Origin of the sequence: Rhodoferax sp. (assembly GCF_018780565.1) — a bacterium.
Lineage (GTDB): Bacteria > Pseudomonadota > Gammaproteobacteria > Burkholderiales > Burkholderiaceae_C > Rhodoferax.
Map to the genome: position 1 here is coordinate 127,122 of NZ_JADMJN010000005.1, position 14,715 is coordinate 141,836.

The window sequence follows — 14,715 nt, forward strand, 5'->3', positions numbered from 1 at the left end:
ACGATAAGTAGTTTTTGTGACATGTTTGTGACAAATGACGGTGCAATGAAATCAAGGAAATTCGCTGCGACGCCGGTTTGTCGAACTTGCGAACTGTCATATAGCTGTCACACAATCTTCTTATATTCACTTCGTTGCCAAGAGTTTCCTTTCCTTCAATTCACAAGGTATCGACATGAAAAAGAGTTTCAAAATTGCCCTGATCAGCGTGGCAGGCATGGTGTCCATGGCCCATGTGGGCGTGGCTGGCGCCCAGGAAATCACCGGCGCTGGTGCCAGCTTCCCGGCACCCCTTTATTCGAAGTGGGCAGCAGAATACAACAAGGCTACCGGCGTCAAAGTCAACTACCAATCGGTGGGTTCAGGTGCGGGCATCAAGCAGATCGACTCCAAGACGGTCGATTTCGGCGCTTCAGACATGCCGCAAACCGATGAGGTTCTGAAGGCCAAGGGGCAGTTTCAGTTTCCCACCGTGATTGGTGGCACTGTGCCCGTGATCAACATCAAGGGCATCGCCCCCGGTCAGATGAAGCTCGATGGCCAGGTTCTGGGTGATATTTACCTGGGCAAGATCACCAAGTGGGATGATGCTGCCATCAAGGCGCTGAACCCTGGTCTGGCTCTGCCGGATGCAACGATCGCGCCGGTGCGCCGTGCCGATGGTTCCGGCACAACGTTCAATTTCACCAACTACCTGAGCAGCGTCCACCCCGAGTGGAAGACCAAAGTGGGTGAGGGCGCCGCCGTGAATTGGCCGGTGGGTGCGGGCGGAAAGGGCAACGAAGGCGTTGCAGCATTCGTGAATCGCTTGCCTAATTCCATTGGTTATGTTGAGTATTCGTATGTCAAGCAGAACAAAATGACCTATACGCTCATGAAGAACAAGGACGGTGTGTTTGTTGCACCGGACGATGAAACTTTCAAGGCGGCAGCAGCCGGTGCCGATTGGAACAAGTCTTTTTATCAACTCATCACGAATCAGCCGGGCAAGAATGCATGGCCCATTTCAACGGCCACTTTCATCCTGATGCATGTCAAGCAGGACAAGCCGGCCAACGCCACCGAAGCCTTCAAGTTCTTCACATGGGCCTATAAAAATGGCGGGAAAAGTGCGACCGATCTTGACTATGTTCCTATGCCTGCCAACGTGATTGGTGCAATTGAAAAGGCGTGGAGTCACGTTACCGATGCAGCCGGCAAGCCCGTTGCGTTGAAGTAATTCACCTGCCATTTTTCAATTCCGATTCGAAGGAGACGGCACGTGTCCACTACACTCCCGGCAGGTGAGATGCCTTACAACCAGTCTGCAAGATCTTCCGGACGTGTCATGACCAATCCTTCTCCTCTCAAGTCGGCCCGTTCAGGGCCCATGGCGGACCGCATCTTTGGCTGGGTGGCCAAAGGGGCGGCCCTTTTTACGCTGGCTATGTTGATTGCCATTTTGGCGTCGCTGACGGTGGGTGCCTGGCCTGCGATCAGCAAGTATGGTTTGAGTTTCCTCACCAGCACGAGCTGGGATCCGGTCAAAGAGGAGTTTGGTGGCCTGGTCATGATCTATGGCACCTTGATGACCTCGTTCATTGCCTTGCTGATTGCTGTTCCGGTCAGCTTTGGTATTGCCTTGTTTTTGACAGAACTGTCACCGGCCTGGCTCAAACGTCCGCTGGGTACGGCCATTGAATTGCTGGCGGCCATTCCCTCGATCGTGTATGGCATGTGGGGCTTGCTGGTGTTCAGCCCTTTGCTGTCAACTTATGTGCAGCAGCCCTTGCAGTCGGTGTTCGGCGGCGTACCTTACCTGGGCGCCTTTTTTTCCGGCCCGCCAGTGGGTATCGGCATATTGTCGGCCGGCATTATTTTGGCGATCATGATCATTCCGTTCATTGCGGCGGTGATGCGTGATGTGTTTGAAGTCACGCCGCCGTTGCTGAAAGAATCCGCGTATGGCCTGGGCGCCACGACGTGGGAAGTGGTCTCCAAAGTGGTATTGCCTTACACCAAGGCGGGTGTTGTCGGTGGCATCATGTTGGGACTGGGCCGTGCCATCGGGGAGACCATGGCGGTCACGTTTGTGATCGGCAACTTCAATCAACTCGATTCACTGAGCCTTTTTCAAGCGGCCAACAGCATCACTTCGGCACTGGCGAATGAGTTTGCTGAAGCCGGAGATGGCTTGCACCAGGCGGCCCTGATGTACCTGGGGCTGGTTTTGTTCTTTATCACCTTCGTTGTGCTGACCCTGTCAAAAATTCTGCTGTCACAGCTTAAAAAGAGCGAAGGAGCCAAGTCATGACCACGGGCGATTCCCTGCTGCATGCGGCAGCTCTGGATGCGACTCGCCAGGCCCGGTATGCAAAGCGAAAGTTCGTCAATCGCATTGCACTGGTTCTGTCCTTGCTGGCCATGGGCTTTGGCCTGTTTTGGCTGTTCTGGATTTTGTTTGAGACTGTCCGGCTGGGGGTGGGTGGACTTACCCTCGATACCCTGACTCAGATGACCCCGCCACCCAATGACGTGGGTGGTCTGGCCAACGCGCTTTACGGCTCTTTTTTAATGGTGCTGTTGGCCACTTTTGTGGGCACACCGATAGGTGTCATGGCCGGTATCTACCTGGCTGAGTTCGATACCAAAAGCTGGCTCGCTTCCACGACGCGGTTTGTTAATGACATCCTGCTGTCGGCGCCGTCCATCGTGATTGGTCTGTTTGTGTATGCGGTCGTTGTGACGCGTTTCAAATCGTTCTCAGGCTACGCCGGTGTCATGGCCTTGGCCTTGATCGTTATTCCGGTGGTGATTCGTACCACCGAGAACATGTTGCAGCTAGTGCCTTCTGGTTTGCGTGAGGCTGCCTATGCATTGGGGGCGCCAAAATGGAAGGTCATTCTGAGTATTACCTTGCGGGCCGCACGCTCGGGGGTGGTCACCGGGGTATTGCTGGCGGTGGCCCGCATAGCGGGTGAGACGGCGCCCCTGTTGTTTACCGCCCTGAGCAATCAGTTCTGGACCTCCAGTCTGAGTGAACCCATGGCGAGTTTGCCCGTCACAATTTTCAAGTTTGCCATGAGTCCGTACGAGAACTGGCAAAAGCTGGCCTGGGCCGGGGTGTTTCTCATCACGGTATCGGTTCTGGGTCTCAACATTCTGGCCAGAGTCTTGACCAGAAGCAAGACCTGATGGATTCACTGCCAAAGACACAAGAAAAGGTTAGAGATGAATACTGCTAATGCAATCTCCGAGAGATCAAAAATTTCGGTGAGAAATCTGGATTTTTATTACGGCAAGTTTCATGCGCTCAAGGGCATCAATCTGGAAATCCCGGAGAAAAAAGTGACTGCCTTCATCGGCCCTTCCGGCTGTGGAAAATCGACCCTGCTGCGTGTTTTCAATCGCATGTTCGAGTTGTACCCTGAACAACGCGCTGAAGGTGAAATACTGCTGGACGGTGAGAACCTGCTGACCAGTAAAAAGGACGTGGCTTTGCTGCGTGCCAAAGTTGGCATGGTTTTTCAAAAGCCAACACCGTTTCCGATGTCGATCTATGACAACATTGCGTTTGGCGTCAAACTGTTCGAGTCGCTCAACGCCACTGACATGGAAGAGCGCGTTGAATGGGCCTTGCGCAAGGCTGCCTTGTGGAGTGAGGTGAAGGACAAGCTGAACCAGAGCGGCTCCAGTCTGTCGGGTGGACAGCAGCAGCGCCTTTGTATCGCGCGTGGCATCGCCATCAAGCCTGAGGTGCTGCTTTTGGATGAGCCCTGCTCGGCGTTGGACCCGATTTCCACAGCCAAAGTCGAGGAATTGATCACGGAGCTCAAGAGCGATTACACGGTTGTCATCGTGACCCACAATATGCAGCAGGCTGCGCGCTGCAGCGACTACACCGCGTACATGTACCTTGGCGACTTGATGGAGTTTGGCTCGACCGAGCAGATGTTTTTCAAGCCCACGCGCAAGGAAACAGAAGATTACATTACCGGCCGTTTCGGCTAAGGAATCGACATGCCTGAAAAACACCTTTCTACCCAGTTTGACAGCGAACTCAGCGCGGTTTCGACCCGCGTCATGGAGCTTGGCGGTCTGGTTGAGTCGCAGATTCGCCAGGCGATTTATGCGCTGTCCCAGTTCAGCGTGGATGTTGCGAACGAGGTCACAGCCACTGAGGCCCGCGTGAATGCCATGGAAGTTGATATCGACCGCGAGTTGTCGAGCATCATTGCCCGGCGTCAGCCGACAGCACGTGATCTGCGCTTGCTGATTGCGATTTCGAAAACCACCGCCAACCTGGAGCGCGTGGGGGACGAAGCTGAAAAGATTGCCCGCATGGTGCGCTCCATCATCAACAGCGGTTCACCCCGTTCCTTGCCCTCTCTGGAATTGCGAGTGGCTGCCGATATGGCCTCAGGCTTGCTGCGCAAGGCACTGGATGCCTTTGCACGACTCGATACCGCAGCGGCGGTTTCAATTCTGAAAGAGGATGATTTGATCGACAAGGAATTTGACGGCTTTGTGCGCAAGCTGATCACTTACATGATGGAAGACCCGCGCATGATTTCGCCCAGCCTGGACCTGCTGTTCCTGGCCAAGGCGATTGAGCGCATTGGTGACCATGCCAAGAACATTGCCGAGTTCATCATCTATGTCGTCAAGGGCGCGGACATTCGCCATTCGTCCATGGAACAAATTGAGTCGGTGGTGAAATGAAGCACATGCCGGGCGTGCTGATTGTTGAGGATGAGTCAGCGATTGCCGAACTCATAGCGGTCAATTTGCGTCACAACGGGTTTCGGCCCACCTGGGCTATGGACAGTGCGTCGGCGCAGCGTGAACTGGATGCCGTGTTGCCCGATGTCATCCTGCTGGACTGGATGCTGCCGGGTGAAACAGGTTTGGCGCTGGCCAAGCGATGGCGTGCCAACCCGCGCACCAAAGGGGTTCCCATCATCATGCTGACGGCTCGCGGTGACGAGTCCGATCGCGTGGCGGGGCTGGATGCTGGTGCGGACGATTACATCGCCAAACCGTTCTCGACCAAGGAATTGCTGGCCCGGATCCGCGCCGTTTTGCGGCGACGCGCTCCCGAGCAGGTTGGTGGACTTGTTTCAATCGGTGCCTTGTCGCTGGATGCTTCGACGCACCGGGTTTCCTTCAATGACCAGATGTTGAAACTGGGTCCTACCGAATTCAAGCTCTTGCACTACCTGATGAATCATGCCGAGCGCGTGCACAGTCGATCGCAGTTGCTGGACAAAGTCTGGGGTGATCATGTGTTTATTGAGGAGCGCACTGTGGATGTTCACGTCAAACGTTTGCGCGAAGCCCTGGGGGCCGATGCGGGTCACATGGTTGAGACCGTACGGGGTGCCGGGTATCGCCTGACGAGTCAATCGACACGGGTTGTGGCGACGCAGACCACCGCTTGATGCCTGTTGCATTGATGCGTCGCCGGCCGGAGTTTTTGTCGTGACCATGTTCTGGCGTTTTTTCTCATTCGTCTGCTTTCAGCTGGCGGCAGGGCTGGCGGGCTGGTTTTTGGCTCCGCCGGGCCGCGGTGCAATGGGTGCGCTGATCGGTGCTGTGTCGGGTGGGAGCGCGTGGTTCCTTTTTGATCTGTCACGGGGTGTTCGATTGCTGCGATGGTTGCGGGTGGGCGATGCCTCGGATGTGGCCGTTCGGTCCGGCTTATGGGGGGAGGTGTCGGACCGTGCACGGCGATTGATCCGGGCCAGGGAGCAGATGACGCGTGAAAGTCAGAGTCGTTTGCAGGATTTCCTGGCGGCACTGCAGGCATCGCCCAACGGCGTGGTATTGCTGGACTCCGAGGGGCGGATTGAATGGTTCAACCAGATGGCCGGGATGCACTTTGGTCTCGATGCCCAGCGCGACATGTTGCAGCATTTTGCCAACCTGGTTCGGGATCCTGGCTTTGCGGCGTATTTTGCGAGTCACAATTTTTTAAGCGAACTCGTCATGCCGGGGCGCGAGAGCACACCAGCACGACCGGTCAAGCTGTCGGTTCATCTTCACCCGTATGGCGAGGGGCGATTGTTGTTGCTGTCGCGCGATGTCACGGCAGTGGAGCAGGCAGAAGCCATGCGTCGCGATTTTGTGGCCAATGTGTCCCATGAAATTCGTACGCCGCTCACGGTGTTGGCCGGTTTTGTAGAGACCTTGCAGACCTTGCCCCTGGTCGACGATGAACGCGAGCGTTATTTGGCATTGATGGCCCAGCAGGCAGATCGCATGCAGGCACTGGTCAGCGATCTGCTGATGCTGTCACGTCTGGAGGGGAGTCCGTCGCCAGGTAGTTTCGACTGGATGCCCATGTCGTCGCTCATCAATCAGTTGGAGCAGGATGCAAGCGCTTTGTCGGCGGTGTTGAATCCACGATCCGACGGCTTGCACAAACTGGTGTTTGATTCCGTGACGGGTGTGGAGATTGCAGGGGCACCCAATGAGTTGCTCAGTGCGATGGGCAACCTGGTGGGCAATGCCATTCGCTATACGCCTGCGCGAGGCGAGATACACGTGCAGGCCTTGTTGTTGCCTGACGGACGCGTGGCCTTCTCTGTGGCGGACACGGGCCCTGGCATCGCGCCCGAACATATTCCGCGCTTGACCGAGCGTTTCTACCGGGTTGACCGAAGTCGATCACGGGACACTGGCGGCACGGGACTGGGTCTGGCCATCGTCAAGCATGTTCTGCAGCGCCATGGTGCGGAGCTGAAAATCGACAGCACGCCAGGCAAGGGCTCTGTTTTCACGATTATTTTTCCCTCCAGCCGGGTCAGGATGGCTTCGGAACATGCGCTTGGGTACAGCGTTTAGCGTGTTTGTCTGCTGGCCCGCGACAGGATCAGCGTAAAAATGAGGGCCGTCAGGCCAAGCGCTGCTGCACTGGTGGCCCAGAAGGCGTTGGGTGTGCTCATCGCTGACCAGCCAGGCAGGCCGTGATAGGCGAGTACGTAGCCGCCCGCCAGACCCACGCCCCAAAGCAAGAAGCAATACACCAGCAGCGGGGCAATCGTCACGCCAAAGCAGCGCAGGAGAAACACACAAATAACCTGTACTGCATCTGCCAAGTGGTAGAGGGCCACCCAGCCCAAGAGCGGCACCGTCATGGCGACGACGTCCGGACTTCGGGCGTAGATGTTGGCGATGCTTGTCTGGAGCAGAACAAGTGCGGCGGACATCAATAGCGCGGCAGACACGGTCATTTGAAACCCGTTGCGGATGGCGGCACGGGCTTTGCGGGCATCGCCACTGCCCAGCCAGTAGCTGGCCCGTGAACTGGCGGCAATGGAGATCGACAGAGGCACCATGTAAAGCACGGTTGTGATGTTGGCGGCAATCTGATGGCTGGCTGCTGCGACCGTTCCCATTCGGGCGATGAACAGGGCCATCAGCGTGAACGAGGTGACCTCCACCATGATGGCAAGTCCGCCGGGAATACCCAGGCGGGCAAATGCAGCGATTGCTTTCCAGTCAGGACGCTCAAGCGCATGCCAGATGGCATAGGGCTGGTACAAATCCTGGGTTCTGAGCAGCCACAAGGCGACACCCAGCATGGCGTAGTTCACAAGCAGTGTGGCCCAGGCGCAACCCACAAGGCCTTGCGGCTCCAGCCCAAGCCCTCCAAATGCAAACCAGATGGACAGAGGCACCTTGACGAAGAGGGATGCAATTTGCAGCCATGTGACCAGCTGGGGGCGGCCCAGGCTCTGATTAAGCGTGCTGAACATGCGAAACAGCAGCGACGGTGGCAGGGCGATTGCCAGCACAGCGAGGTAGTGTTCCACTTCGCCCTGCAAGGCGACCGGCACCTCGGTCAGGCGAAGCACGGGGCCGGGCGACAGGAGCAGGCCTATGCCGATCACCATGGTTGCGGCACACAAATAGAGCGCTTGACGGAATGAGCGCCCGAGTTGCAGGTGCTGCTTGCCGCCGCGCAGTCGTGCCCAGACTGGCATCAAGGCCTGCAACATGCCCATCAATGTGACGAACACGCTGATATAGACGGCCGATCCAACCGAGAGGGCTGCCAGAGAAGCTTCGGCATAGCGTCCCGCGACGATGGTATCGGTTACGCCATACGCCATGACAGCCAATTGCCCCACCAGCACGGTTGCCGCATGTCTGGAGATGACTTTCAGTTCGGACAAGGTCTTATCGCCCGGCTTGTTGGGTTCGCTTATAGATCAGGATGTCCTCGTCCCGATCAGAGGGGCGCGGCAAGCTGCTGTGCAAGGTCCATTGCGTCATGTCGACAGTGGTACGCAGTGTGGATGAGGCATCTTTGTCCACAATCAGCCAGGGACAACGCGCTTGTGTGCTGGCAGGCTTGATCGCCAGATGACCGTGAAATTGAAAGGCGGCAATTTGCCCCCGACTCAGGCCATGGGCCTGAACACAGGCAGGTTTCTGCACGACTTTGATGGCGCGTTGCACCAGCGGTGCGTAGCTTCGTGCGAAATCAAGCAGGGGTAGCCAAAGGGTCATCAGGAGCAACCAGCACAGTGCTGCGCCGCCAGCGGGCAAGACCAAGCTCTTCCAGATGGCGGCGCGATGCCGGCCTACTCGCCATTTCACCAGCCAAGCCCACGCCAATGTTGCCGAAATTGCTATCAAAAAAGGAGTGTAAGAGAAGCTGTGTTCAAAGCCCGGCACCAGTCGAGCGACGTTGGCTGCGGGTTGCCGGGGTACGCCGGTCTGCATGGCGATCCATACAACCCAGATGATGAAGGCGCAGCCCGAAAAAAATATCAAGGTGAACCAGTCGATGAGCGCTGCCACACTTCGACCCAGTGTGGGCAGGGCAAATGCGGCAAGCGCTGCCAGGGCGGGCAGGGCCAGCAGCAGTGAGCGGTCTGCCGATGCTGTGGTCAGTGTGGCACCCACCGCAACGCCAATGAACCAAAGTGGCAGTGCCAGGTGCCGGCTTGGGGCCGCACCGCGGATGAGTTGCCGGCGCCAGCGCCAAAGAGTCCAAAGTGCCAGGGGCCAAGCTGGCCAGGTGAACCACAGCAGCAAGCGGCCCAGGCTGCGCCATTCTCGCCAGCTTGCCTCGGGCAGGTCAATGCGCCAGCGCCACAAATTGAGCGAAAGAGCCAGCATGGCCACAAGCACGGTTACCAAGGCGATGCCCGTGGCCCCCCAAACCTTGCCCGGGTTGTTTTGGGGTTCGGATGAGCGATCCAGCAGGTGAATCAGGGCACTGCCAGCACCAAACAGGATGGCCATGGTGGGTGCACCTGACAGGGCCAGCCCGCTCAGCCCGACGACGCCGGCCACTACCGGGGTCAGTGTGCGGTAGGGTAGCGCAGCGAGTGCATAAAAGGTCAGGGCGGCGAAGCACAGCTGGACTTGCGCCGGCGTTGTTTCGTGGGATAACTGAGCCAGGCCCAGGCAGGCGATGAATGCCAGTAAACCGCCGTCGGCCATGGCGCGCGCATAGTCAGGCGGCGATGCCTCCCCCCCAAAGGCAAACGCCACGGGTTGTGCCTCGGGATTGCGCGCCAGGTAGTACGTGCCATACCAGGTGGCAAACAAAGTGAGTGTCAGCAGCAGGACGAAAGGAATGCGTGCAGCGAAGTCGGATGCCATCCATCCGGGGGCAAGCTGCATGGCCCAGGCGCCCAGCCAGTAGGGAAGCAGCGCGTCAACGTCGGCCGGCAGCCCCATCATTCGGGGTGAAAGCCAGTCTGTTGCCCCGCGGGCCAGTTCGACCATGTAGCCAAAGGCCGCCATGTCGCCCCCCTTCCAGGGCATGCGACCGAGAAAGCCCGGCAGCACATAGGCGATGCAGAACATCAGCAGCACTGCGCGCGGCAAGCGGCGCACTGCGCCTTGGGCGACGATGGCGGGGGTGGGGTGATTCACGACTGGATTTGCTATGAAAAAAGGCAGCGCGGAAACCCGGGCTGCCTTTTGCAGGAAGCGTCTGTCAGCTTATTTGGCTGCAGTCTTGCCGAAACGGTTACGGAAGCGCTCAACGCGGCCACCCATGTTATCCACGGATTTTTGTGTGCCGGTATAGAAAGGATGGGATTCGCTGGTGGTATCCAGCTTGTACAAAGGCAGCTCGCGGCCGTCTTCCATCTTGATCATTTCTTTGGTGTTGGCGCAAGAACGTGTCACGAACTTGAAGCCGTTGGACATGTCCTGGAAGCAAACTTCGCGGTAGTTGGGGTGAATGCCGTCTTTCATATCTTCTCCATCAGTTGCGCTAGCCGCGTCGGGCCCTCGCACAAACCATTGTGCAATTCAAAGCCGGGCGTACTTGTCGCGAAAACCCTAGATTATAGCCTAGCCGCCGCGACGCATCATGTCGAAGAATTCGCTGTTGGTCTTGGTGGCGCGCATTTGCTTGAGCACCATCTCCATGGCTTCGACTTCGTCCATGTTGTAGAGGAACTGGCGCAGGATGCGGGTTTTCTGCAGAATTTCGGGCTGCAACAGCAACTCTTCGCGCCGGGTACCGCTGCGGTTGAGCTGAATCGATGGGAACACGCGCTTCTCATAAAGACGGCGATCAAGGTGGATTTCGGAGTTGCCGGTGCCCTTGAATTCTTCAAAGATCACCTCGTCCATGCGGCTGCCGGTATCGACCAGTGCCGTGGCGATGATGGTCAGTGAACCGCCTTCTTCCACGTTGCGTGCTGCACCCAGGAAACGCTTGGGCCGCTGCAGGGCGTTGGAATCCACGCCGCCGGTCAAAACCTTGCCCGACGATGGCACCACGTTGTTGTAGGCACGGGCCAGACGGGTGATGGAGTCCAGCAGAATCACCACGTCTTTTTTCAGTTCAACCAAACGCTTGGCGCGCTCGATGACCATTTCGGCCACGTGCACGTGACGCGCAGCGGGCTCGTCGAAGGTGGAGGCAATCACCTCGCCCTTGACGGTGCGCTGCATCTCGGTCACTTCTTCAGGACGCTCGTCAATCAGCAGCACCATCAGGTAGCTGTCGGGGTAGTTGGCGGAAATGGCATGTGCAATGTGCTGCATCATCACCGTCTTGCCGCTCTTGGGCTGGGCCACGATCAGGGCGCGCTGGCCTTTGCCGATGGGGGCAATGATGTCGATCACGCGCCCGGTGATGTTTTCCTCACCCTTGATATCGCGTTCCAGCCGCATCTGCTCCTTGGGGAACAGTGGCGTCAGGTTTTCGAACATCACCTTGTGCTTGTTCTCTTCGGGGCCGCCGCCGTTGACCTTGTCCAGCTTGTTCAGGGCAAAGTAGCGCTCGCCGTCTTTGGGTGTGCGCACTTCGCCTTCGATCATGTCGCCGGTGTGCAGGTTGAAACGGCGCACCTGGCTGGGGCTGATGTAGATGTCGTCAGTCGAGGCGGTGTAGCTGGTGTCGGGGCTGCGCAGGAAGCCAAAGCCATCGGGCAGGATTTCCAGCACGCCATCGGCAATGATCTGCTCGCCGGTGCGGGCGCGCTTTTTGATGATGGCGAACATCAGCTCTTGCTTGCGCATGCGGCCAGTGTTTTCAATTTCAAGCTCTTCGGCCTGTTTGAGTACTTCCGACACGTGCAGTGCCTTGAGTTCGTTTAAGTGCATGGATTGGCCCTTGACGGGGAGTTGATCGAAATACAGGGGAGGTTTGGGGTGAGGCGGACTGGCATCCTCAACCTCAAGGTTCTAAACCGGGAACTCGAACCAGCTCAGGGTAGGAACTGGTGAACTGATGGGATTATGACAGGAAAAAATGCAGCCTTGGCGCGATGTCAAGGCTGCGGGGGCAAGTGACGCCGTGTCAGCTGAACCGATCAGGCGAGTTGCTGGTCGATGAAGGCGGTCATCTGGGCCTTGCTCATGGCACCAACCTTGGTGGCTGCCAGTTGGCCGTCCTTGAACAGCATGAGCGTGGGGATGCCACGAATGCCGAACTTGGCAGGGATGTCGCGGTTTTCGTCCACGTTCATCTTGGCCACTTGCAGCTTGCCTTCGTAGGTGGCGGAGACTTCGTCCAGAATGGGCGCAATCATCTTGCAGGGGCCGCACCATTCGGCCCAGTAGTCCACCAGCACGGGCTGGGCAGATTGCAGCACGTCCGCTTCGAAAGACGTGTCGGTGACGTGTTTGATGAGTTCGCTGGCCATGGTGTTTTCCTAAAAGAATGATCGGTACAGGTAAAGTGGGGAAATTGTGACAGAAACCAAGCCCCTTCACCCATTGCCCGTCAGCTATGAATGAAATAGCAAAAAACCATGATATCGACAGTGCGTGGGATCAGGTCATGGCCCGGATTCGCGCCGAGATGGACCGCCGGCAAGTGCACCCATCCAGTACCGTGGTCCTCGTGCCTTACGCACAATTGATGCAGCAGGCCCGTAGCGCCTGGCTGCGGGGCAGTGGCCATGCACAGGCGCAAGCGCATTTTGTTCCCCGGTTCGAGACCACCATGAACTGGACGCGCAGTCTTGGCGGCTTTGCTCCCAGCGGGGACGATGTGCGGCTGGATGCAGCCCGCGACATCCTGACGGCGGCTTCCTTGTTGTCACGCGCGGGACTGGGCGCGCATCAAAACGTGCTGTCCGAGCGCCTCATGGAAGCCGTCTGGAGCCTGGCACGTACCGCAGCGGCGGTGCCGCCGGCACAGCGCGCGCAGTGGGGCGTTCGAATCGGTGAGCTGCTGGCTTCTGGCATGGAGGCGTCGGTGTTCGCTTTCGAGACGGCGGTGGCACGCATTGCACTTGCATGGGCTGCAAACTCGAGCTACCCGACTGACCGTGTTTTCTCGGCCAATCCCGACTTGCTGGTTTTATTGGAAGGCTTTCAGACCGAGGCCATGGATCTGGCTTTGAAGCAGGGCTTGGGCGACAAGGCAGTGGTGTTGACCCTGGGTCGTGCTACCGGCACTGGCCCTGCGGCACCGGCCCTGCACGCCGCGCAGGATGCCGAAGACGAGGCGCATCGGGCTGCGGCGTGCGTGCTGGTGCATCTGGCGGCAGGTCGCAGTCCGATTGGCCTGGTGGCGCAAGACCGGGTGCTGACACGCCGCGTGTGCGCCATGCTGGGCGAGCGCGGTGTTGCCGTGCGCGACGAGACGGGCTGGAAACTCTCGACCACGCGGGCGGCGGCCTCGCTGATGAGTCTGCTGCGCGCCCAGATGTGGAGCACTTCGACCGATGCGGTGCTGGACTGGCTCAAGAATGCTCCGGCCTTTGACGCCGCGCAGGTCATGCAGGCGGAACTCAGTTGGCGTCGGCTGGGCGTGCGCGAATGGCGCGCGGTGCCCGAGAGCGATGCCATCGCGATTCAGGTTCAAGCAGTACGTGAAACCCTGCAATCAGGCCGGCCTTTGAGCCGCTGGTTGGGGGCGCTGCGCGCTGCCCTGCAAAGTGCCGGGCAATGGCCGGGCTTGCTCGAAGACCTGGCGGGTCAATCTGTGCTGAACACTTTGCGCTTGCGCGAGGGGGCCGAGCTGGAGTTTGCCGACGCCTTGGCGAAGATGAGTCTGAGCGAGTTTGTTGCGTGGGTCACGCAAACTCTGGAGGGAACCAGTTTCACGCCGGAACACCCGGCAAAAACAACACCTGGCCAAGTGGTCGTGCTGCCATTGAGCCAGCTGCTGGGTCGTCCGCTGGCGGCAGTGGTGCTGCCGGGCTGTGACGAGGTGCGTCTGCCGGTGTCGCCCGAGCCGTCCGGCATGTGGACGCCTGAACAACGCGCTTTGCTGGGGCTGCCCTCGCGCGCCGACCTGGCGGCTGTTGCCCGTGCATCCTGGGACTACGCCTTGCGTTTTGCGCATGTGGATGTGTTGTGGCGCCAAAGCGAAGGTGGCGAGCACGTGATGCCCAGTGGCTTTGTGCAGGAGTTGCAGCTGCAAGGTGCTACTGCGCTGGCGGGCGACCCCAGTGTGTTGCGTGCGCTGACGCCCCAGCCGGGCCGCATGCCCGCACCCAAGGGCGATGCGCTGACGCTGACCCGTTTGTCCAGCACAACTTACGAGGACCTGCGCCGCTGCCCGTACCGGTTTTTTGCCTTGCGTCAGCTCAAGCTGCAAGAGTCGGATGAGCTGGACGCCGAGCTGGACAAGCGGGATTTTGGTAACTGGCTGCATCTGGTCCTCAAGCTCTTTCATGAAGCGCTGGAGAAGGCGCCATCCGCCAGCCCGATTGATCGGATAGCTATGATGAATATAGCGTCGGAGCAGGCAACGCAGGAAATGGGCTTGTCCCGCAGTGAATTCTTGCCGTTTGCCTCCGTCTGGCCTCGCGTGCGGACCGGTTATCTGGACTGGCTCGCCGGCCATGAGGCGCAAGGGGCCACTTTCAGCCAGGCCGAGGCCTGGAAAGAAACCCCCTTGGGCAGTCTGACCCTGATCGGCAAGATCGATCGCATTGACCGCCTGGCCGATGGCAGCGCTTTGGTGATGGATTACAAGACCGAAGCACCGGCAACAACGGCCCAGCGCCTCAAGGCGCCGCTGGAGGATACGCAGCTGGCGTTTTATGCAGCGTTGCTGACCGACGACACCCTGGCTGCTGCCTATGTGAACGTGGGTGAGAAAGACGGCACCAAGAGTTACCCGCAGTCCGACATCGTGGGCTTGCGTGATTTGTTGCTCGAAGGCATTGTGGGCGACATGGCACGCATCGCTGACGGTGAGCCGATGCCCGCTTTGGGTGAAGGCAAGGCCTGCGATTTTTGCGCTGCGCGCGGGCTTTGCCGCAAAGATTTTTGGGATGTCGTGTGATTTCAGAT

The 14,715-nt window shown here is 58.5% G+C and carries 13 protein-coding genes; 8 read left to right on the top strand and 5 right to left on the bottom strand.

Annotation, left to right across the window (positions count from 1 at the left end):
- Nucleotides 1-175 precede the first annotated feature (175 nt).
- The 7 genes from pstS (at nt 176) to phoR (ending at nt 6,825) form a co-directional block, all read left to right on the top strand.
- Nucleotides 176-1,219 carry a phosphate ABC transporter substrate-binding protein PstS gene (gene pstS, locus IV109_RS08110; RefSeq protein ID WP_296694719.1) on the top strand — a complete coding sequence of 348 codons (1,044 nt, stop codon included), beginning with the start codon at nt 176-178 and terminating at the stop codon, nt 1,217-1,219.
- 108 nt (nt 1,220-1,327) lie between these two features.
- Nucleotides 1,328-2,293: a phosphate ABC transporter permease subunit PstC gene (pstC, locus tag IV109_RS08115; protein WP_296694721.1), complete on the top strand. Its 966-nt coding sequence runs from the start codon at nt 1,328-1,330 to the stop codon at nt 2,291-2,293.
- Entirely contained in the window at nt 2,290-3,174 is an 885-nt protein-coding gene (pstA, locus tag IV109_RS08120) for a phosphate ABC transporter permease PstA (RefSeq protein ID WP_296694724.1), read from the top strand. Before pstC ends, pstA begins: the two co-directional genes overlap by 4 nt.
- Before the next feature lie 36 nt (nt 3,175-3,210).
- Nucleotides 3,211-3,990 carry a phosphate ABC transporter ATP-binding protein PstB gene (pstB, locus tag IV109_RS08125; protein WP_296694726.1) on the top strand — a complete coding sequence of 260 codons (780 nt, stop codon included), beginning with the start codon at nt 3,211-3,213 and terminating at the stop codon, nt 3,988-3,990.
- Nucleotides 3,991-3,999: 9 nt separating this feature from the next.
- Nucleotides 4,000-4,701, top strand: a complete 702-nt coding sequence (gene phoU, locus IV109_RS08130) for a phosphate signaling complex protein PhoU (RefSeq protein ID WP_296694728.1) — start codon at nt 4,000-4,002, stop codon at nt 4,699-4,701.
- The gene (gene phoB / locus IV109_RS08135) at nt 4,698-5,420 is read left to right on the top strand and encodes a phosphate regulon transcriptional regulator PhoB (RefSeq protein WP_296694730.1); all 723 of its coding nucleotides are present in this window, start codon (nt 4,698-4,700) and stop codon (nt 5,418-5,420) included. Before phoU ends, phoB begins: the two co-directional genes overlap by 4 nt.
- Nucleotides 5,421-5,466: 46 nt before the next feature.
- On the top strand, nt 5,467-6,825 hold the full coding sequence (gene phoR, locus IV109_RS08140) for a phosphate regulon sensor histidine kinase PhoR (protein ID WP_296695721.1): 1,359 nt from the start codon (nt 5,467-5,469) through the stop codon (nt 6,823-6,825).
- Here the strand turns inward: phoR and IV109_RS08145 are convergent.
- From IV109_RS08145 to trxA, 5 genes are all read right to left on the bottom strand, one after another.
- Entirely contained in the window at nt 6,822-8,159 is a 1,338-nt protein-coding gene (locus IV109_RS08145) for an MATE family efflux transporter (RefSeq protein ID WP_296694733.1), read from the bottom strand. The two genes, phoR and IV109_RS08145, sit on opposite strands and share 4 nt — an antisense overlap.
- 4 nt (nt 8,160-8,163) lie before the next feature.
- Nucleotides 8,164-9,876 (bottom strand): hypothetical protein, encoded by a 1,713-nt coding sequence (locus IV109_RS08150; protein ID WP_296694735.1) that lies wholly within the window; start codon nt 9,874-9,876, stop codon nt 8,164-8,166.
- A 69-nt stretch (nt 9,877-9,945) separates the two neighbouring features.
- A complete protein-coding gene (locus tag IV109_RS08155; RefSeq protein ID WP_296694737.1) occupies nt 9,946-10,203 on the bottom strand; it encodes a type B 50S ribosomal protein L31 in 258 nt (85 codons plus the stop codon).
- A 99-nt stretch (nt 10,204-10,302) separates the two neighbouring features.
- Complete coding sequence (gene rho / locus IV109_RS08160) at nt 10,303-11,565, bottom strand: transcription termination factor Rho (RefSeq protein WP_296694740.1); 1,263 nt, start codon at nt 11,563-11,565, stop codon at nt 10,303-10,305.
- Between the two features lie 209 nt (nt 11,566-11,774).
- Entirely contained in the window at nt 11,775-12,107 is a 333-nt protein-coding gene (trxA, locus tag IV109_RS08165) for a thioredoxin TrxA (protein ID WP_296694742.1), read from the bottom strand.
- 86 nt (nt 12,108-12,193) lie between these two features.
- On the opposite strand from trxA, the gene IV109_RS08170 reads away from it, so the two are divergent.
- Entirely contained in the window at nt 12,194-14,707 is a 2,514-nt protein-coding gene (locus tag IV109_RS08170; RefSeq protein ID WP_296694744.1) for a PD-(D/E)XK nuclease family protein, read from the top strand.
- Nucleotides 14,708-14,715: the final 8 nt, after the last annotated feature.

Bases quoted from the DNA above. Each gene is read 5' to 3' on its own strand.
- pstS (WP_296694719.1), top strand. From the start codon at position 176: ATGAAAAAGAGTTTCAAAATTGCCCTGATCAGCGTGGCAGGCATGGTG.
- pstC (WP_296694721.1), top strand. From the start codon at position 1,328: ATGACCAATCCTTCTCCTCTCAAGTCGGCCCGTTCAGGGCCCATGGCG.
- pstA (WP_296694724.1), top strand. From the start codon at position 2,290: ATGACCACGGGCGATTCCCTGCTGCATGCGGCAGCTCTGGATGCGACT.
- pstB (WP_296694726.1), top strand. From the start codon at position 3,211: ATGAATACTGCTAATGCAATCTCCGAGAGATCAAAAATTTCGGTGAGA.
- phoU (WP_296694728.1), top strand. From the start codon at position 4,000: ATGCCTGAAAAACACCTTTCTACCCAGTTTGACAGCGAACTCAGCGCG.
- phoB (WP_296694730.1), top strand. From the start codon at position 4,698: ATGAAGCACATGCCGGGCGTGCTGATTGTTGAGGATGAGTCAGCGATT.
- phoR (WP_296695721.1), top strand. From the start codon at position 5,467: ATGTTCTGGCGTTTTTTCTCATTCGTCTGCTTTCAGCTGGCGGCAGGG.
- IV109_RS08155 (WP_296694737.1), bottom strand. From the start codon at position 10,203: ATGAAAGACGGCATTCACCCCAACTACCGCGAAGTTTGCTTCCAGGAC.
- rho (WP_296694740.1), bottom strand. From the start codon at position 11,565: ATGCACTTAAACGAACTCAAGGCACTGCACGTGTCGGAAGTACTCAAA.
- trxA (WP_296694742.1), bottom strand. From the start codon at position 12,107: ATGGCCAGCGAACTCATCAAACACGTCACCGACACGTCTTTCGAAGCG.
- IV109_RS08170 (WP_296694744.1), top strand. From the start codon at position 12,194: ATGAATGAAATAGCAAAAAACCATGATATCGACAGTGCGTGGGATCAG.